Source organism: Lentzea sp. NBRC 102530, assembly GCF_030269365.1.
GTDB lineage: Bacteria > Actinomycetota > Actinomycetes > Mycobacteriales > Pseudonocardiaceae > Lentzea.
This window is the reverse complement of the sequence record NZ_BSTF01000002.1, coordinates 213,312-232,010: the sequence shown is the minus strand read 5'-3', so window position 1 is coordinate 232,010 and position 18,699 is coordinate 213,312. Positions and strand designations below refer to the sequence as shown.

At 73.5% G+C, this 18,699-nt stretch carries 17 protein-coding genes; 5 read left to right on the top strand and 12 right to left on the bottom strand.

Annotation, left to right across the window (positions count from 1 at the left end; translation table 11 throughout):
- Nucleotides 1-6 precede the first annotated feature (6 nt).
- From QSK25_RS04600 to QSK25_RS04590, 3 genes are all read right to left on the bottom strand, one after another.
- The gene (locus QSK25_RS04600) at nt 7-1,398 is read right to left on the bottom strand and encodes an amidase (protein WP_285633360.1); all 1,392 of its coding nucleotides are present in this window, start codon (nt 1,396-1,398) and stop codon (nt 7-9) included.
- A complete protein-coding gene (locus tag QSK25_RS04595) occupies nt 1,395-1,970 on the bottom strand; it encodes a TetR/AcrR family transcriptional regulator (RefSeq protein ID WP_285633357.1) in 576 nt (191 codons plus the stop codon). Before QSK25_RS04595 ends, QSK25_RS04600 begins: the two co-directional genes overlap by 4 nt.
- Nucleotides 1,971-2,083: 113 nt before the next feature.
- Nucleotides 2,084-3,016, bottom strand: a complete 933-nt coding sequence (locus tag QSK25_RS04590; protein WP_285633354.1) for a patatin-like phospholipase family protein — start codon at nt 3,014-3,016, stop codon at nt 2,084-2,086.
- Nucleotides 3,017-3,246: 230 nt separating this feature from the next.
- Between QSK25_RS04590 and QSK25_RS04585 the strand changes: the two genes are divergently transcribed.
- Genes QSK25_RS04585 through QSK25_RS04575 form a run of 3 tightly spaced genes read left to right on the top strand, consistent with a single transcriptional unit; the run spans nt 3,247 to nt 7,292 of the window.
- Complete coding sequence (locus tag QSK25_RS04585) at nt 3,247-4,857, top strand: ABC-F family ATP-binding cassette domain-containing protein (RefSeq protein WP_285633351.1); 1,611 nt, start codon at nt 3,247-3,249, stop codon at nt 4,855-4,857.
- Nucleotides 4,850-6,448 (top strand): ABC-F family ATP-binding cassette domain-containing protein, encoded by a 1,599-nt coding sequence (locus tag QSK25_RS04580; RefSeq protein ID WP_285633348.1) that lies wholly within the window; start codon nt 4,850-4,852, stop codon nt 6,446-6,448. The genes QSK25_RS04585 and QSK25_RS04580 overlap by 8 nt, the downstream gene beginning before the upstream one ends.
- A gap of 7 nt (nt 6,449-6,455) precedes the next feature.
- Nucleotides 6,456-7,292, top strand: coding sequence for a hypothetical protein (locus tag QSK25_RS04575; protein WP_285633345.1), 837 nt, complete (start codon nt 6,456-6,458; stop codon nt 7,290-7,292).
- On the opposite strand, the gene QSK25_RS04570 is transcribed toward QSK25_RS04575, so the two are convergent.
- Both QSK25_RS04570 and QSK25_RS04565 read right to left on the bottom strand, forming a co-directional pair.
- Complete coding sequence (locus QSK25_RS04570) at nt 7,293-8,408, bottom strand: tetratricopeptide repeat protein (RefSeq protein ID WP_285633342.1); 1,116 nt, start codon at nt 8,406-8,408, stop codon at nt 7,293-7,295.
- A 47-nt stretch (nt 8,409-8,455) separates the two neighbouring features.
- Nucleotides 8,456-11,311 (bottom strand): CHAT domain-containing protein, encoded by a 2,856-nt coding sequence (locus QSK25_RS04565; RefSeq protein WP_285633339.1) that lies wholly within the window; start codon nt 11,309-11,311, stop codon nt 8,456-8,458.
- A gap of 23 nt (nt 11,312-11,334) precedes the next feature.
- Between QSK25_RS04565 and QSK25_RS04560 the strand changes: the two genes are divergently transcribed.
- Nucleotides 11,335-11,703 (top strand): phage tail sheath protein, encoded by a 369-nt coding sequence (locus tag QSK25_RS04560; protein ID WP_285633336.1) that lies wholly within the window; start codon nt 11,335-11,337, stop codon nt 11,701-11,703.
- Nucleotides 11,700-12,581: a hypothetical protein gene (locus QSK25_RS04555; RefSeq protein WP_285633333.1), complete on the top strand. Its 882-nt coding sequence runs from the start codon at nt 11,700-11,702 to the stop codon at nt 12,579-12,581. Before QSK25_RS04560 ends, QSK25_RS04555 begins: the two co-directional genes overlap by 4 nt.
- 7 nt (nt 12,582-12,588) lie before the next feature.
- Here the strand turns inward: QSK25_RS04555 and QSK25_RS04550 are convergent, their stop codons facing one another.
- From QSK25_RS04550 to QSK25_RS04520, 7 genes are all read right to left on the bottom strand, one after another.
- Nucleotides 12,589-12,861, bottom strand: a complete 273-nt coding sequence (locus QSK25_RS04550) for a DUF3040 domain-containing protein (RefSeq protein WP_285633330.1) — start codon at nt 12,859-12,861, stop codon at nt 12,589-12,591.
- On the bottom strand, nt 12,851-13,309 hold the full coding sequence (locus tag QSK25_RS04545) for a GreA/GreB family elongation factor (protein ID WP_285633327.1): 459 nt from the start codon (nt 13,307-13,309) through the stop codon (nt 12,851-12,853). The genes QSK25_RS04550 and QSK25_RS04545 overlap by 11 nt, the downstream gene beginning before the upstream one ends.
- A gap of 72 nt (nt 13,310-13,381) precedes the next feature.
- Nucleotides 13,382-13,573 carry a hypothetical protein gene (locus QSK25_RS04540; protein ID WP_285633324.1) on the bottom strand — a complete coding sequence of 64 codons (192 nt, stop codon included), beginning with the start codon at nt 13,571-13,573 and terminating at the stop codon, nt 13,382-13,384.
- Between the two features lie 7 nt (nt 13,574-13,580).
- The gene (locus QSK25_RS04535; protein WP_285633321.1) at nt 13,581-14,840 is read right to left on the bottom strand and encodes an NAD(P)/FAD-dependent oxidoreductase; all 1,260 of its coding nucleotides are present in this window, start codon (nt 14,838-14,840) and stop codon (nt 13,581-13,583) included.
- Between the two features lie 84 nt (nt 14,841-14,924).
- The gene (locus QSK25_RS04530) at nt 14,925-16,466 is read right to left on the bottom strand and encodes a PucR family transcriptional regulator (protein ID WP_285633319.1); all 1,542 of its coding nucleotides are present in this window, start codon (nt 16,464-16,466) and stop codon (nt 14,925-14,927) included.
- Between the two features lie 398 nt (nt 16,467-16,864).
- Nucleotides 16,865-17,563, bottom strand: a complete 699-nt coding sequence (locus QSK25_RS04525; protein WP_285633316.1) for an ABC transporter ATP-binding protein — start codon at nt 17,561-17,563, stop codon at nt 16,865-16,867.
- A complete protein-coding gene (locus QSK25_RS04520) occupies nt 17,560-18,612 on the bottom strand; it encodes an ABC transporter permease (protein WP_285633305.1) in 1,053 nt (350 codons plus the stop codon). Before QSK25_RS04520 ends, QSK25_RS04525 begins: the two co-directional genes overlap by 4 nt.
- Nucleotides 18,613-18,699: the final 87 nt, after the last annotated feature.

Below are 18,699 nucleotides of genomic sequence, written 5' to 3'. Positions count from 1 at the left end.
CCCCTTTCACTCGTGCCAGGCGGGCGGGTGGCGGTCTTCCCACAGCCGCGCGCTTTCCAGCTGGGCGGCGAGGGCGAGGAGTTCGGCGTCCCGGCGGGCGCGGCCGGCGAGGTGCACGCCGTGCGGCAGCCCCTGGTCGTCCACGTGCGACGGCAGCGAGATCGCCGGCACCCCGGCGAGGTTCACCCACGGCGTGGGGCACGACCACTTGAGCATCAGGTCGGCCTCGTCGCCGGTGTAGTGGCCGATCGGCACCGGCGGGCCGTTCGTCGTCGGGGTGAGGACGACGTCGTAGTCGTCGGTCGCGGCCAGGAACGTGCCGGCGTAGCGGGCGAGCAACGCCTGCGCGGTGACGATGTCGTTGGCGGACAACGTGTCGTTGATCGCGAGCAGGCTCTTCGTGTACGGCCGCAGCAGTTCCGGGCGTCGCACCACCAGCTGGGTCACGGCGCCCACCTGGTAGGCGAACCACGTCAGGATCGCGCGGCTCACCGGTTCGTCCCAGCGGGCGGGCAGCGGAACCTCGACGACCTCGTGCCCGAGTCCGGTCAGCACCTCTTTCGCGCGTCCGACCGCCCGTTCGGCCTCGGGGTGGGTGGCTTCGGTGGTGCCGGTGTCCGTCCACGTCGCGACCTTGAGCGGACGACGGAGCTTGAGGGCTTGGGTGAAGCTGCCCTCGTTGCGCCACCCGTAGAGGTCGCCGGGCGCGGGCGACGCCAGGACGTCCAGCAGCAGCGCCGCGTCCTCGACCGTGCGCGCGATCGGTCCCTCGGTGCCCGCGCTCAGGAACGACACCGCGGGCGCCGGGCTCACCAGTCCCCTGCTGGGCTTGAACCCGACCAGGTGGCACGTCGCCGCGGGCGTGCGGATCGACCCGGCCCCGTCGCTGGCGTGCGCCACCGGCAACAGCCCCGCGGCCACCGCCGTGGCCGCGCCACCGCTCGACCCGCTCGAATACCTCGTTGGCGCGTAAGGGGTCACGGCCGGGTGCGGCGTGACGTCGTTCTCGGTGTAGCAGCTGGCACCGAACTCGGACGTGTTCGTCTTGCCCAGCAGCACCGCTCCGGCCTGCCGGATCAGCCCGGCCGTCCAGGAGTCCTGCGGCGGCACGAAGTCCCGCAGCGCCGCCGACCCGAACGTCGTGCGGACGCCCGCCGTGGCCGCGAGGTCCTTGACGCCGATCGGCAGCCCGAGCAACGGCGCCCGGTCCCCCGCCCCGAGTCGCGCGTCCGCCCTGTCCGCTTCCTCCAGAGCGGCGTCGTTCAGCGTCACGAACGCACCGAGACCTTCGTGCCTCTCGATGCGACCGAGGTAGTGCTCGGTCAGTTCACGCGAGCTGAACTCCTTGGCGCGCAACCCTTCCAGCTGCTGCGCCGCCGTCAGGTCGTGCAGCGTCACGACGTCACCGACGTCCCGGTGAGCAGCCGGTGCACCGACTCCGTCACCACGTCGAGCTCGTGCGGCGTCAGCGGCTCGCCCCCGAACATCCGCCGGTGCATCACCGGCCCTTCGAGCAGGTTGCCGACGAACGGCAGCTCCGGCACCTCGGCGATCTCGCCGCGCCGCACCGCCCGGGCGATGGCGTCCACCAGCGGCTGGGACCTGCGTGCGACCAACGCCCGGAACGTCCGTTCGGCGTCGCCGTCGCCGCGCAGGTCGGCGAGGAACCCGACGAGTCCGTCGTTCCACGGCTCGTTCCAGGCCCCGGCCAGGTCCTGCGCGAACGCCCTCAGGTCACCGCGCAACGTGCCGGTGTCGGGGTCGGGCACCGGCGGCAGGTAGGCGTCGAGCACGTCCGCCACCAGCCGCACCTTGCTGCGCCAGCGCCGGTACACGTCGGTCCGGTGCGCGCCGGCCTGGGCCGCGACCTGCGTCAACGTCAGCGCGTCGTAGCCGTTCGAGGTCAGCAGCGACCACGCCGTGGCCAGCAGCCGCTGTTCGAGCTCGGGATCCCGCGGACGCCCCGCCACCGGCAGCCCTCCAATTCGCAACAGGTTGTTGCGATACCGTAGAGGCCCCGGCGGGAGTCCACAAGGGTCGGTGCTCGCGCGGTCTCGCGCCGCCGGTCCGAGTCCCGTCCGGATCAGCGGCTCTCGACCACGCTCTCCCGCAGGTCGTGCATCGCCGCGGCGATCCCCACGTCCAGCGCGTCCTGCATCACCCGCGGCCGCCGCTCGGTCCGTCCGATCGGCGCGCTGCCCAGCGGCGGCCGGATCTGCAGGCAGTCCGGGTGCGTGGCGAGCAGGTTCTCGTCCTGCGCCCGGATCTCCTCCCGCCGCAGGAAGGCATCCATCACCCCGGGCGCGTGCCGGGCGCACCACCGCCCCAGCACCATCCGCTCGACCCGTGACGGCGGCGACCCCGCCTCCTCGTCCGCGCGCCGCGTGCGCAGGGCCACCACGTGCGTCGCTCCCTGGGCCAGCGCGGTCCGCACCGGGATCGTCTCGCTCAGCCCGGCGTCGACGTACGGGCGCCCGTCGATCACCACGGGAGGCCCGGCCAGCACGGGCATCGCGGCCGAGGCCCTCAGCGCCGTCTGGATGCCGAGCTGGTCGCGCACGTGCGGGTGCAGGTCGGTGGCCTCGCCGGTCAGGCCGTCGGTGGCCATCGGGTGGAACTCGACGGGGTTGTCGAGGATCTCCTGGAACCCCATCGGGTGGACCCGGGTGTAGATCGTGTGGATCAGGTGCCGGGTGTCCACGACGGGCCGTTTGCCGAACAGGCGGCGCGGGTCGATCGTCGTGCGCATGACGGCCGGGTCCCACCACGCGTGCTTGCTGCGGTCGGCCCGCCCGCACAGCAGCCACGCCGCGTTCAACGACCCGGCCGAGCTGCCGTAGACGGCGTCGAACAGCGGCAGCAGCCCCAGGCGTTCGATCGCCACCGTCATCCCGCTCGAGTAGACGCCCCGGGAGCTCCCGCCCTCGACCAGCAACACCAGGCGCGCACCGTCCGTGCGCTGCCCCGGCACGCTTCGCTGCAGCCCGCGTTCGCGCAGCAACTGGAGAACTGTCACCACTCCACAGTGCCACCCGGCGGCGAAACCCCCTCGGCGGAGTCCCTGGAGCGCTGCTACGGTGGAACGGAGATCAACCGAGGAGTGCGACGTGCTGGTGGGTGAAGACGACATCTCAGGGTGAGCCCTGGATGTGACAGGCCATCGCTGTGTGGTGGCCGGTTCAGTCGTCCCCTTTTCCACTCGCGCGACGTCTGTTCGCGCGCGGCACATCCTGAGGTCTCACACCCATGTCCGACGCATTCATCGTCGTGTCGTCCCTGTCGTTCTCCTGGCCGGACGACACCCCCGTGTTCGACGGCCTGTCCGTCTCGGTACCGGGCGGCCGCACCGGTCTCGTCGCCCCCAACGGCGCCGGCAAGTCGACACTGCTCAAGCTCGTCGCGGGCGCGCTGAAGCCGTCCGGTGGCAGCGTGTCCGTCGAGGGCGTCCTCGGCTACCTGCCGCAGGACCTGCCGCTCACGGCCGGGCTGACCGTGGCCGAGGTGCTCGGGGTCGCCGACGTCCTCGCGGCCATCCGCGCCGTCGAGTCCGGTGACGTCGCCGAGGAGCACTTCACCACCATCGGCAACGACTGGGACCTGGAGGAACGCACCCGCGCCCAGCTCGACCGCCTCGGGCTCGGCGATCTCGCGCTGGACCGCGGCCTGGGAACGCTGAGCGGCGGCCAGGTCATCTCGCTCGGCCTCGCCGCGCAGTTGCTGAAGCAGCCCGACGTGCTGCTGCTCGACGAGCCCACCAACAACCTCGACCTGGAGGCCCGGCACCGGCTCTACGACGTGCTGGACGACTGGCGCGGCTGCCTGCTCGTGGTGAGCCACGACCGGGCATTGCTCGACCGGATGGACCGCATCGCCGAGCTCGACGGCGGTGAGATCCGCTTCTACGGCGGCGACTTCAGCGCGTACGAGGAGGCCGTGGCGGCCGAGCGCGAGGTCGCGGAGAAGAACGTCCGCAGTGCCGAGCAGGAGGTCAAGCGCGAGAAGCGGGAGATGCAGCAGGCCCGCGAACGTGCCGCGCGCCGCGCCTCCAACGCCCAGAAGAACCTCTCCAACGCGGGCCTGCCCCGGATCTTCGCGGGCAACATGAAGCGCAACGCGGAGGTGTCGGCGGCCAAGGCCGACGGCACGCACGCCGCCCGCCTGGGTGCCGCCCGCTCGAAGCTCGACCAGGCCGAACGGGCCGTGAAGGACGAGCAGAAGATCAGCCTGGACCTGCCGCAGACCGTCGTCCCCGCCGGACGGACGTTGTTCGACGGCTCGGGCATCCGGGTGCGGGAGTTGTTCGACGGCCTGGACTTCGCGATCCGCGGCCCCGAACGCATCGCGCTGGCCGCCCCGAACGGCGCGGGCAAGTCGACGCTGCTGAGGGTGCTGCACGGGTCGCTGACCCCGGATGCCGGTGAGGTGAAACGGGCCGACGGCCGCGTCGCGTACCTGTCCCAGCGGCTCGACCTGCTCGACGACGGCCGCACCGTGGCCGAGAACCTGGCGGCGTTCGCGCCCGCCATGCCCCCGGCCGACCGGATGAACCTGTTGGCGCGCTTCCTGTTCCGCGGCAGCCGGGCGCACCTGCCGGTCGGTGTGCTGTCGGGCGGCGAACGCCTCCGCGCCACGCTCGCGTGCATCTTGTTCGCCGAGCCCGCGCCGCAGCTGCTGCTGCTCGACGAGCCGACGAACAACCTCGACCTGGTCAGCGCGGGCCAGCTGGAGAGCGCGCTGAACGCCTACCGCGGCGCGTTCGTGGTGGTGAGCCACGACGAGCGGTTCCTGAACGAGGTGAGGATCGACCGCTGGCTGCGCCTGGAGAACGGCAGGCTGCTGGAGGTCGCACGTGGCTGAAGCAGCCCTGGTGGCCACCGAACTCGTGCGCGGCTTCGCCGGCAGGCGGGTGCTCGACGGTGTCTCGCTGACCGCGGCGCCCGGCCGCCGGATCGGCCTGATCGGCGAGAACGGCGCGGGCAAGTCGACGCTGCTGCGCCTGCTGGCGGGCGTCGACCAGCCGGAGCGCGGCACGGTGCGGCGGCCCGCCGACCTGGGTTTCCTGCGGCAGGAGATGCCGTTCCCGGACGAGGCCACGCTCGCCGACGTGCTGGACAAAGCCCTGGCGCAGGCCCGCACCGACCTCGCCGAACTCGACCGGCTCAGCGCGCTGCTCGATGACCCGGCGATGCTCGCCGAGTACTCCGAGCGGCTCGAACTCGCGCAGCTGCACGAGGCCTGGGACGCGGACCGGCGCGCCGACGTCGTCCTCGGTGGACTCGGGCTGGGCGACGTCGGCCGGGACCGCGCGCTCGGCTCGTTGTCGGGCGGCCAGCGGCGGCGGCTCGACCTGGCGGCACTGGTGATCCGCCGGCCCACCGCCCTGCTGCTGGACGAGCCGACGAACCACCTGGACGACGACGCGGCGGCGTTCCTGGAGGACCAGCTCCGGGCGTTGCCGGGGACGGTCGTGCTGGCGAGCCACGACCGGGCGTTCCTGGACGCGGTCTGCACCGACCTGGTCGACCTCGATCCTGCGCCGGAGGGGCCGGTCCGCTTCGGCGGCACCTATTCCGGTTACCTGCACCAGAAACGGGCCGACCGCGACCGCTGGGAACGCCGGTTCGCCGAGGAGCAGGAGGAGATCGCCGAGGTCCGTTCGTCGCTGGACCTCATCGCGGGCCGGGTGACGCCGGACCGGCCGATGCGCGACGGCGACAAGATGGGCTACGGCGTGCGCGCGAACCGGGTGCAGAGCCAGATCTCCCGCCGGATCCGCAACGCCACCCGCCGGCTGGAGGAGCTGGAACGCGCCGCCGTCCCCGCTCCCCCGCGCCCGTTGCGCTTCGCCCCGGACGTGCTGGCCGTCGAGGCCGGGGAACTGGTGGCGCTGCGGGAGGTCCGGGTTCCCGGACGGCTGGCGCTCGACGCCCTCGACGTCCGCGACGGCGACCGGCTGCTCGTCACCGGCCCGAACGGCGCGGGCAAGTCGACGCTGCTGCAGGTGCTGTCCGGACGCCTGTCGACGGAAGGCGTCCGGCTCAGCCCCGGTGTGCGGGTGGGATCGCTGGACCAGGACACGTCGTTCGCCAACCCGCGGCTGACCGCCCGTGCCACCTACGGCCGTGCGCTCGGTGCCGAGCGGGTGGCGCGGGTGCCGCTGGATTCGTTGGGGCTGCTGCACAGGTGGGACCTCGGCAAGCCCGTCGGCTCGTTGTCGGTGGGCCAGCGGCGCAGGCTGGCGCTCGCGTTGCTGGTGGCCGATCCGCCGCACCTGCTGCTCCTCGACGAACCGACGAACCACCTGTCACCGACGCTGTGCGACGAACTGGAGGACGCGCTGGGGCAACGGGGTCCGGGCGCGATCGTGGTCGCGAGCCACGACCGGTGGTTGCGCAAACGCTGGCGGGGCAAGGAGATCGGCCTAAACCGCTGGACGGCGTCCGGATGATGGTGCGGTGGTCGTCTTCGAGTGCGCGGGGTGCGGTGCGGCGCTGACCGCTGCCCTGACCCAGGTGGACCGCCCCGACCACGAGGGCATCGAGTGGGGCAACAGCACCAGCTTCACCCCGCCGCTGCTCGCGGACGGCACCTACGCCGCCCAGGGCGACTTCCTGGTCGCCCCTGGCGACGTCCGCGGCCTCTCGTGGATCGGCTACGAGGGGTACTGCTGCGGCGTGAACGCCTCCGCCGAACCGAACCTGGCCTGCGCGTGCGGACGACCGGTGGCGACCCGCGTGGACGACTGCTCGTTCTGGCAGGTCGTCGAGTTCGCGCCGGGCGCCGTGCGTCCGGTGGGCTCACCGGAGCCCGTGCGGCCGTGGGAGGACTTCGACTGGAACGGCCCGTCGCCGGAGGACGGCGACCTGTGGTGGGAGCGCCGCGTGGAGATCGCCGCCGGGGTCGCCGCCGGACGCGTGCTGCGCGCGGCGGAGGGCGCACCCGTGTCCGTTCCGGACGGTCCGCTGGCCGCGGTGTTCCGGCGCGCCTTCGACGAATGGCGGCCTCCCGGGGGTGCGCCGAAGTCCCTCGCGCTGGCCGGACCGGGCGTGACCGGCGAGGCCGACCTGCTGCTGGTGCCGCGGCACCCGCAGACCGGGCAGGCGTGGCCCGGCGGGTCGGTGGCGGTGTCCGCCGAGCTGTGGGTGCTGCTCGCGCGGGACGTGCGCCCGGTGCTGCCGAGGACCGGTGGCCAGTGGGCGGACAGCCTGCGCGACGTGCCGATGCCGCCCCGGCCGCACGACGTCGTCCCCGCGCACTGGGCGATCCGCCGCGTGTTGCGGGAACAGCGTTGATCAGCGGATCTGGCCCTCCAGCTCGGCCAGGACGTGCTGCAGCCGGCGCACCTTCGGGTGGTCTTGGCCGTGCGTGTTCCGCAGTCCCGCGATCGCGTCGCGCAGCAGGGGGATCGCCTCCGCCTGGCGGCCCTGGTTCGCCTTGGTCGCCGCCAGGTCGACCTGCACGTCGAGGGTCGCGTGGTGGCCGGGTCCGTAGACCCTCCGGTACCCGGCGAGGACCTCGACGAGGCGGCGTTCGCTCTCCTCGAGCCGGCCCACGCGGGCGAGCACGGCGGCGTGGTTGAGGCGGGCGGTCCAGGTGTCCTTGTGGTCGGAGCCCAGCTGCCGCGTGCTGTCGGTGATCAACTGGCCGAAGATCTCCAGGGCCTCGGCGGCCTGGCCCTGGTGGAGCAGGACGGCCGCGAGGTTGCTCCGCGCGACCCCGAGCAGGCGGTCGGACGCGGCATCGGGCGTGGACAGGATCTGCCGGTACAGGCTCTCGGCCTCGGCCAGCCGGGCGGGTGTGCCGCGCAGGGTGCCGGCGAGGGAGTTCATGCTGCGCAGCGTTTCCGCGTGGGCGAGGCCGAAGGCGCGGATCCGGCGCGCGACCGTGTCCCGCATCAGGCCCTCGGCCTCGTCCGGGCGGCCGAGGTCCATCAGCACGTGAGCCAGGTTCGTGGCGATCTTCAGCGTCTGGTCGTCGTTCTGGCCGCGCAGCCGTTCCCATCCGGACAACGCCTCGCGCAGCCGCGGCTCGGCCGTCTTCGGGTGACCGTTGTCCTGCAGGAGCCGGGTGAGGTCGTTGAGCGCCGGAAGCCTGACCTCCTCGTCGTCGCAGTGGTCGGCGACCCACTCCAGCAGTTCCACGGCTTCGGCGAGCCGCTCCGGCTTCGTGGCGATCTCGACGGCGTAGAGGTGCGACGCGCGGTGGGTCTCGACGTGGTGCGGACCGAGCGTGTCGAGCTTGTTCTTCAGGTCGAGCCCATAGGCGTACTCCGGGGTCATCGACACCTTGACGTCGATCAGCGGGATGTCGCCCGGCCGCTCCGTGTAGCTGATCTCGGCACTGCCGTAGTCCCCGGTGACGTGGTCCGTGGTCGTCTTCGCCCGCCGCTTCTTCCTGCCGAACACCATGGCTCATGCCTAGTGCAGCGGCGGTCCCCGGCGGACCCTGTTTCCCGCTATTGACCCGAATGGAGGTGTGCGGCCCACAGCGCCGGCGTCTTGCCGAACCGGGCGCGGCAGCTCCGGACGGCGTGGTGCAGTGCCACCGCCACCTCCTCACCGGCGGCCACCCGCTGGTGCAGGTCGACGGCGACCTGGCGGGCCACGAGGTCGTTCACCTGCCACAGCGTGCCCACGACCTGCGGGTAGCCGGCGAGCTGGAACGCCGAGACCAGGTGCAGGCTCTCGTCCGCGACGCGCGGGCCTCCCAGCGAGGTCTCGCAGGCCGACAACACCGCGAGCCGGACCCCGGAGAGGTTCAGCGAGGCGAGGTCGAGGACCGAGAGCGGGCCGTCGTGCAGCCGGAGGTGTCCCGCGGACGGGTCGTCCGGGTCGCTCGCCGCGTGGCAGGCGAAGTGCGCTGACGTGTGCGTGGTCAGCGCGGCGCGCACACCCGCCGCGGTCGCGTCCTCGCCGCTCAGCACCGTGGCCGAGGTCAGCGCCCTGATCGCGTCGGCCTCCCTGCGCACACCTCTCAGCACGGCCGTTCCCGGCGCGTTGTCGACCGCCACGACCACCAGGTCGTCGCCGTGCCGCGGGAGCCGTTCCCTCGCGTGCAGCAACGCGCGCAGGGTGGGCGTGTAGGACGACACGACCCGGTCGAGAACCGTTGCGCCGTCCGGGAAGCGGCCGGCGGCGTGGATCGGGAGCAGGGCGAGGGTGCCGACCGGCGACCACCACACCCGCGGCCAGTCCCCCGCGGGCTCGGCCGTGTACCCGAGGCGGGTCAGCACGGGCTGGGCGACGTGGTCCCACAGCCAGGCGAGCACGGCGGTGATCGTCGCCTGTGCCTCGACCTCGTTCGCGCCGGGCTTGCGCGAAGCCGCGAGCGCCGCACCGAACGCCTCGGCCTGGTCGCCGACGGAATCCGGTGTCACGCCGGGGAGTTCGACCACGGTGACGCCGTCCGGCCGCACGATCAGGGCGTCGCTGCGGAACAGCCCCACGTTGACCAGCACCACCGGACCGTCCACAGCGGACGCCAGGAGCTCCGGGAGTTCCGGCGGTGCCAGGAAGTCCGCGAAACCCGGCACCGCACGCACCTCGCCGAGCAGCTCCTCCATCCGGACGTCGACGTCGTGGCGGTCGTCCGCGGGGACGCCCTCGACGTGCACCGACGGGGCGAGGCGTTCGAACGCCTCCTCCACCCGTGCGGCGAGCCCCGGTGCCACGGCGCGCAGCCGGGACAGGTCGACGCGGCTCTGCAGCAGCTGCCCGCCCAGCACACCGCGGCCGAGTTCCAGCAGGCGCACCGCCGTCTCCGGGTCCCCCGCGTGCACGGCGCAGGCGGCGGCATCGGCCGCGAGCCCTTCGAGCTCGGCCAGCGCCCGCTGCTGGTCGGCGCGGGCCAGCCGCCGCGGCACCACCCTCGGCAGCAACCCCACCGCGAAGGCGTAGGCGTCCCTCGCGCGCGGCCACCGCCCGGCCACGGCCTCGGTGAGCGCCCACGAGCGCGCCGCCGCGATCCGCTTCGCCGGGCGCAACGCCTCGATCCCGGCGGCGTCCCGGAAGGCCTGGCCCGCAGCGGCCAGCGCGCCGAGATCGCCGGTGCGCTCGGCCTGCGCCTGCACGACCTCGCCGTAGTTGAGCAACGACTCGGCACGCACGGTCGTGTGCGGCGCACTCGCCCTGACCGCGTTGCTGAGCGCGGTGACCGACCGGCGCAGCGACTCCTCGTCGCCGCGGAACCGGTGCTCGGCGAACCACACCCGGCCGAGGTTGCCCAGCGCCACCACGTGGTCGGGGTCGCCGTAGGGTTCCGTGTCCGCGACGGACGAGAACACGGTGGTGGCCTGCACCAGGTCGAGTTCCATCCCGGTGCGCCGGAACCGTTCGTAGTGCAGCAGTCCGAGGAGCAGGGGGATGGTGGCCGCCTTGCTGCCCCGGCCCCGCGCCGCGTGCCCGACCTCGACGGCCTGGTCGAGCAGGTCGACGTCCCCGGTCAGCTCGACCAGGGCCAGCACCGCGTTCAGGTAGTTCTCGCACTGGTTCCCCCAGGACCTCGTCCCCGGTTCGCCGTCCTCGACCACCTCGCGCAGCAGAGCCACGCCTTCCCGCAGGGCGGCGACGTCCCCGGTCTGCTCACCCCGGTGCCGCAACGCGGCGGCCAGGTTGACGCGGGAGAACGCCGCGCGGGGGTCCGCGGCGGCCACCCTCAGGTGCCTGATGGCGCTCTCGCGCGCCGAGTCGTCACCCGTCTGCTCGGCGAGCCGCAGCTGCACGTCACCCAGGAGGTTGAGGCGCAGGAGGTAATGCGTGTCATCAGGCGGTGTCAGCCTGACGCTCTCCGTCAGCACGGCGACGGCTTCGACCAGTGCCTCCATGTCGTCGGTGAACGCGTGCAGCGCCGACAACGCCTTGCCCAGACCGAACGCGGTGGACGGGTCCGGCGGCAACCGGCGTGCCGACGCGACCGCCTCGGTCGCGTGGCTCTCCTCGCGCAGGTGCTCGGCCAGCAGGACCAGTGTCTCGACCCGCATCACCGCCACCACCACGCGTTCGTCCTCGGCGAGGACCGGCATCGCCTCGTCGCACGCGGCGAGCGCCTCCCGCAGTGCCGCGACGTCGCCGAAGTGCTGGAAGTGGTCGAGCAGCAGGGAACCGAGGTTGATCCGCAACGGGTACCGGATCGGGTGATCGCCCACGTACCCGAGCGCCTGCCGCAGCAGCGAGACCCCTTCCAGCAGATCGGTGACGTCACCGGCCTGCCGGTACCGATCGCGCAACAACATCGCGAGGTCGCCCATCGCGTTGATCGACCCCTCGGCCGCGTGGCGCCGGTTCCACTCGATCTCGTCGTCGAAAGGAGACACCCTGCGACGCTATCCTCAGCGGGATGATCTCCGAGCAGTTGGCCGTGCTGTGCGAACGCCTCGCTGACAGCGCCGGCGGGGTGCGCGCCTCGCCCCGGATGGCGGCGCTGGCCGAGTCGATCGCCGGCCGGGTGCGCGCGGGCGCCGAGCCCGCCGACGTCGCCGACGACTTCGACGCGCTGGAGGAGATGCTGCTGCAGGCCGGGCACGCCGCCGGGCTGAGCCCGGTCCGCTCGTACGACCGGCTGCCCGGCGCCGGTGACGGGCACCGGGTCCTCGAGGTGCTCCGGTGTCCGGGCGGTTCCTGTCCCCGCGTGGAACTGCCGGGCGCGCGGCCGGTGCCCTGCGCCGTGCACCTCAAGCCCATGGTCGTGCAGAGGCTGCCTTCGTGACCAAGTTCCTCGAGGCCCTGGGTGGCAAGCTGGCCGAACGCTGGCTCGCGCTGCTGCTCGGGCCCAGTCTGCTGCTGATGATCGTGACGCTGGTGGGGACGGTCCTCGGCCATCGGCGCTGGCACGACACGGCCCTGCTGCTCAGCAGGCTCAACCGGTGGTCCACCGAGCCGGCGCTGCGCAACGCGGGCACCCTGGTCCTGCTGCTGGCCGTGGTCCTGACCGTGTCGGCGGGCCTGGGGGTGGCGGCCGGCGCACTCGGCGCGGCGGTGGAACGGCTGTGGCTCGCAAGGCGTCCGCGGTGGCTCGCCCGGCGCCGCCAGCGCAGGTGGGACGCCGCCCAGGACGCGTTCAACCGGGCCCTGCTGGAGGCGGCGCGGGCCGAGAACTCCCCCGCGGCGGCGGAACGGGCCCAGGACCTCAACGCCCGGCGCAACCGGATCAGCATCGCCCGGCCGGTCCACGCGTTCTGGCTCGGCGACCGGATCACCGCCGTCGACACGCGGCTGTGGGAGACCTACCGGCTCGACCTGGCCTCGGTGTGGCCGCGCCTCTGGCTCATCCTGCCGGAGGACGTCCGAGCCGAGATCACGGCCGCTCGGGCCCGGCTGACCGCCGCGAGCCGGCTGGCGGGCTGGGCGGCCGGCTACCTGGCCGCGGGCGTCGTGTGGTGGCCCGCCGCCGTCATCGCCGTCGGCACGGCCCTCACCGCGCGACGCCGTGCCAGGGTCGCCGCGGTCGCGTTCGCCGACCTCACCGAGTCAGCGGTCGACCTGCACGCCAGGGCTCTGGCGGAAAGCCTCGGCATCACGTGCGAGGGCAAGCTGACCGAGGACGTCGGCGCCGAGATCACGACGATGCTGAGGAAGCGGACGTGACGGCGGATCACCCGGTGGTCCGGTCGCGCCGCAGTCGCCACGAGCCCCACGTCCACCCGGCCACGAGAGCGCACGCGACGACCCCGGTCAGGTGCCCGAGCGCCAGCGCGAGCAGGCCCATCGACGCGGTGAGCGCCAGGAGAACCGCGTAGGCGTGCCGGCCGCGTTCGCGGGCCGCGGGCATCTCGGTTCCTTGCAACGTCTCCGCGAGCTTCGGGTCCTCAGTGGACAGTGCGTGTTCGATCTCGCCCAACGTCCGGCGTTCGCTCTCACTGAGCACGACGCACCTGCCCGTACGGCACCGCGTTCAGCACCGTGATGCGGACCGTGGCACCGCTCGGCGTCCGGTACGCACGCTGCTCGCCCTGGCGGGCGCCGTTCACCGCGGAGCCCAGCGGCGAGTCCGGGGAGTACACCTCGGTCGTACCGTGTTCGGCACCGCGGACGCCGAGCAGGAACGTCTCGGTCTCGCCCGTGTCGTCGAAGCTGACGGTGAGCACCATGCCGGGTTCGGCGACGCCGTCGTCCGGCGGGTCCTCGCCCACGATCGCGTTGACGAGCAGGTCCTTGATCTGGCGGATGCGCGTCTCGCGGTCCCGCTGGGACAGGAAGCCCGACTCGCCGGGTTCGTCGTGGTGGCGCACCGGGGACAGCAGGGTCATCAGCTCGTTGCGGAGGCGGTGGTGCGCCTGCGGCGAGAGCCACACGCGCGGGGTCGTGCTCGTCATGTTCGCTCCATGGGTTGGGTGCCGTCAGGGCGACCTGGGGGAGGCATCGCCCTGACGGCGGGGGTGTCCGCGTCAGCCGGGTTCGGTCGGCTCTCGACTCGCGCGGACGGGAACGGGGCCGCGCAGCACGGCCTCGAAGTCGTGGGCGTAGCCGGTCGCCACGTCCAGGAGGATGTCGCGCTGCACCCGGAGGAAGTCGTTCTCCTTGCGCAGCCAGGCGAGCTCGGCGCGCTCGTCGTCGGTCAGCGGCGGTTCGGTGGACACGCCGGCGTCACCGGAGCGGGTCGAACTCGCGCAACGCGGCGGGCTGTTTGCCGGTGGTGATCTGCTCCGCCAGCAACCTGCCGGTGACGGGTCCCTGGGCGAGGCCCCACATGCCGTGGCCGCCGGCCACGTAGACACCGGGCAGGCGGGTCGCGCCGACGAGAGCGCGGCCGTCCGGGGTCACCGGGCGGGGGCCGACCCAGACGTCGGTGCGGTCCTCCCAGCGCACGCCGTCCAGCAACGGCCGGGCGGACGCGATGATCGCGTCCACGCGGGCCTCGTCGGGCGGTGCGTCGGGGCCGCGGAACTCCATGGTGCCCGCGACGCGGAGGCCGCCCTGGTACGGCGTGCAGGCGACGCGCACCTCGGGCAGGTAGACCGGCCCGGGGACCGGTTCCCGCACGGGCACCGTGAACGAGTAGCCGCGCCCGGCGCGCACCGGCGTGCGGACGCCGGTCGCCGCGGCCAGGCCCGGCAGCCAGGCGCCGGTGGCCAGCACGACGGCGTCGGCGGAGATCCGGTCACCGTCCTTCGTCACCACGGTCGCGCAGCCACGCCCGGCGCGGACGTCGACCGCTTCGAGGGTGCGCAGGGAGGCGCCGCGGGCGACCACCGCGCGTCCCAGCGCCCGCACGAACTCGCCGGGGTCGACGAACCGCTGCCCGTCGACGCGCACGCCGGCCGTGATCGCGGACGAGGCGAGCGGCACGTGCTCGCGCAGGTCCGCCGTGGACAGCCGGACGTGGTCGACCTGCTGTCCCGCCGCCGCGAGGCGTTCGAGCTCCCGCAGCAGACCACGCGCCTGCCCGGCGGAGGTGAAGGCGGCGGTGATGGGCGCGTCGACGGTGGGCGCCTCGACGCCGTTGGCGGTGAGCACGTCGTAGGCCTCGACGCTCTCCTCGTTGAGCGGGAGGTTCGCCCGCACGGCCCTGGTCCACGACGGCCACCGGCAGTGCGCGGCGAAGCGCACGAGGAAGGACCACAGCTTCGGGTCGGCGGTCAGCGGGACGTGCAGCGGCGCGGCCGGGTCGAGCACCGAGCGCAGGCCGTACCTCAGCACGGACGGCTCGTTCAGCGGGATCGCCAGTCCCGGTGCGATCCACCCGGCGTTGCCCCAGGACGCTCCCGCCGCGACCCCGGTCCGGTCGACCACGGTCACCTCGACCCCGCGTTCCTGCAGGAACCACGCCGCGGACAGACCGACCACGCCCGCGCCGACCACCACCGCGGTGCGCGGACCGCCGTCCAGGCGCTCGACGCCATCCATCCCGTCCTCCTGTCCTCGGGGCAACCGATTCCAGGGTGGGGTGCAGCAGGACCGAACCGCTTGTCCGATTCCTACAATCGACGGTCAGCGGTTGTCGGTTTCCGACACCGTCGCGGCGAGGTCGATCAGCATCGCGACCCGCTTGGCCGCGTCGTCCAGACCGAGGGCGGTCACCTCGCTCATCTTGCGGAGCCGGTTGCGCACGGTGTTGCCGTGGACGCCGAGGCGCTCACCGGCGACGGTCAGGTCGCCCTGCGCCTCGAGCCACGCGCGCAACGTCGCGACGTGGTCGGTGCCGTGCTCGGCGTCGTGCCGGCGCAGGTCGGCCACCGGTCCGCGGGCAGGCGCCCGGCCGACCCGTGCCGCGGTCCGCAGGCGCTGCAACAGGATCTCGTCCCACGACTCGTCGTACGCGGGCGCGCGGGGCGCACCGGCCTCGTGCAGCGCCAGGCACTCGTCCGCCTCCTGCCGCGCGGCGGGCAGGTCCGCGGGCTCGGCGACCCCGCTGATCCCCGCGGACAAGGTCACGTCGGCGGGCAACGACGCCCTGAGCACGGCCAGCCACTCCCGCGCCGCCGCGACCCGCTCCCCCGGCAGGACCGTGTAGACGCTGTTGCCGGCGACCGCGCTGCGTCCCGGCCGGGACCAGCCGAAACCGGTGGTCGCCTGGTCGAACGCCTGCAGCACCGCCGCGTGCCGTTCGTCGCCGACCTGCGCCCGGACCGCGACGACCCTGGCGGGCCCCGGCGGGAGGCCGAGCTGGCTGATCACCGTGGCGGCGTCGGCCGTGCCCTCCAGGAGCCGGGTCACCCACTCCGACTCCACCTGGCGTTCCAGGTCCGCGCTGGCCCGCGACCGCAGCAGGTGCAACGCCACGATCCGGGCGCCGTCGGTCAGCGCGGTCCGCCGGACGCCTTCCAGCGGCGCGGGGCAGGCCACCCAGATGGTGCCCAGCAGCTCCCGGCCGACCCGGACCGCGACCACCATCCGCCCGGTCAGACCGCGACCGGGGTCCCCGGCCACGAAGAGCGGCTCGTCGGAGTCCCGCAGGTGCGCGCCCACGCCCGCCGCGTCGAACACCTCCTGGACCCACGCGGGCGTCCGGCGTCCCATGATGGTCTCCAGCCTGGCCGCGTCGACCTCCTGCTGGGGGCCGGAGTAGGCCAGCACGCGGGACAGCCGGTCCTCGATGGTCACCGGGCCGCCGGTGGCGGCGGTGAGGCTGTCGGCGAGGGCGAACAGGTCGGTGGGCCCGCGCCCGGACTCGGTCTCCCGCCCTTCGAGCACCAGCCCGTAGACGACACCCGCCAGCTGGCTCCACGACAGGGACGGGTCGGCCAGCATCACCGCGACCCCGGCGACCTCCCCCGCGGCGACGGCCTCGTCCCGCAGTTCCTCGCCGCCGCGGACGAGCACGACGACCGCACGAGCCGCGGTCGCCGAGGCCACGGCCTCCCCGACGGACCCGGCTCCCACGGCGAGGTACACGTCACCGACCTCGGTGCGGTCGTCCGCGGCGTCGCGCAGGACGACACCGCGCAGCTCGGCCGAGCGCGACGCCGGGCCGCAGCACAACCGGACCCCGTACCCGCCCAGCACGTTGACCAGCCGGTCCAGCCTCACCATGACGCCACCGTAGACGCCGGGGCGGGGAGCGGCCGCGCCTCCTCAGTGGAGGGACCAGCCGGAACGACCGCGGACGCTCCTCGCTCCGAGCGAGCCGAACGACCTCGCTGGCGCCTTCACCGCGGTGGTGGCGGGACCGGGTGCCGCGCGACCAGCGGACCTGCTGCGGGTGCCGCTGCACCCGCAGACCGGAGAGGCATGGCCCGGTGCTGCGGTGGCGGTGCCCGCCGACCTGTGGCGCTTGCTCGCCCACCACGTGCGCCCGGTGCTGCGGTGGCGGTGCCCGCCGACCTGTGGCGCTTGCTCGCCCACTACGTGCGTCCGGTGGTGCCGAGGACCGGTGTCGGCCGAGCTGCGCGACGCCGCCCTGCCACCCCGCCCGCGCGACGTCGCCCTGCTCACCGGGCGGCCCGGCGCGAACTGGCCAGGTCGAGGTTTCGAGGCGAGGTCAGCCGTCCGTCGTGGACCTCGGCGATCCGGTCAACTGCCGTGAGGTGCGTGCGGTCGTGCGTGACCAGGACCGTCGCGGTGGCCTGCTGGTGGGTGAGGCGGGTGATCAGGTCGAGCACGGCGGCACCCCGTTCGTGGTCGAGGGCGCTCGTGGGTTCGTCGACCAGCAGGACCACCGGGTCGTTCATCAGGGCGCGGGCGATGTTCACGCGCTGGCGTTGCCCGCCGGACAGCTGGTGCGGGCGGCGGTGCGCCTGCGGTGTCAGGCCCACGGCGTCGAGGAGGTCCAGGGCACGGGTGCGGGCCTTGGCGGGCTTCCGGCTCATCACCTGGAGCTGTTCGGCGGCGGTGAGGGCGGGCAGCAGGTTCGGCTGCTGGAAGACGATGCCGATCTGGCGGCGCCGCAGGTCGGTGAGCTCTCCTCTCGTCAGGTCCGCGGTCGAGGTGCCGCTGATCGTGACGGTGCCGGTGTCGGGCGTGATGAGGGTGGCGGCGACGGCGAGCAGGCTGGACTTGCCGGAGCCGGACGGGCCGACCACGGCGGTCAGGGTGCCGCGCGGCACGTCGAGGGTGACCCGGTCGAGTGCGGTGAGGCGGGTGTCGCCGTCGGGGTAGGTGAGGGTGACGTCGGTCAGGGCGAGACTCATCGGACGCTCCCCAGGGCGGTCAGCGGGTCGACGGACGTGATGCGGCGGACGGCGAGACCGGCGCCCAGCAGGCCGAGTCCGACCGTCACGGCTGCCGGGACGAGCACGGTGCCGGGCGTGAGGACGAACGGGATCGCCGAGCCGGCGAGCGCGGTGCCGAGTGCCGCGGCGAGGCCGGTTCCGATCAGGGTGCCGCCGGCGAGCAGGAGCACGGCCTGGCCCAGCGCGTCCTTGAGCAGCCCGGAGGTGGTGGCGCCCAAGGCTTTCAGCACCGCGATGTCGGCGCTGCGCTGCACGGTCCAGACGGTGAAGAACGCACCGATGACCAGGGCCGAGATGACGAACAGGAAGCCGCGCATCAGTTGCAGGGAGCCGTTCTCGGAGGTGTAGGAACCGATGGCGGACAGGGACTCGTCCTTGGTGACCGTCTTCGTCCCGGCCGCCTGGTCGGTGGCGCCGAGGTCGGCGCGTGACGTCGTCAGGGCGAGCACGGTCGCCATCGCGCCGGTCGGAGGGGCGGCGGCGCGCCAGACGTCGAGGGTGGTCCAGATGACCGGGGTGTGGCTGAACGACGCGTCACCGGACACGGCGGTGACGGTCAGCCGCCGTCCCGCCACGACGAGGCCGTCACCGAGCCCGGTCCCCAGGTCGCGAGCGGCCACAGTGGACAGCACGACCGAGTTCTCGGTGAGTGCGGCCGGGGCGATGGCGGATCCGGCACGGACGCCGAAGACCGAGACGCCTGCGCTCCGGTCGCCCGCGGTCACCTTGGTGGTGGTGATGCCGAGGGGCTCGGCGCTGCTCACGCCTGGCGTGGCCGCCCACTGCCGCCACTGCGCCTCGGTGACGGCCGAGTCGGCGTACGACAGGCCGGGGGCGAAGGCGATGTGGTCGGCGGGCAGACCGGTGACGGCGGAGACGTTCTGGCGCCCGAGCCCGGCGGTCAGCCCGGACAGCAGGCCGACCAGCAGCGTGATCAGCACGATGACCGAACCCATCAGGGCGAAGCGGCCCTTGGCGAACTTCAGGTCTCTCCAGGCGACGAACAACGGCCTGGTCCTTTCCGGTGGGGTTCGGGGACTTCTCCACGATCTCCGCCGGAGCCCTGGTCGCGGATCTGGCCGGGGATGGCTCTT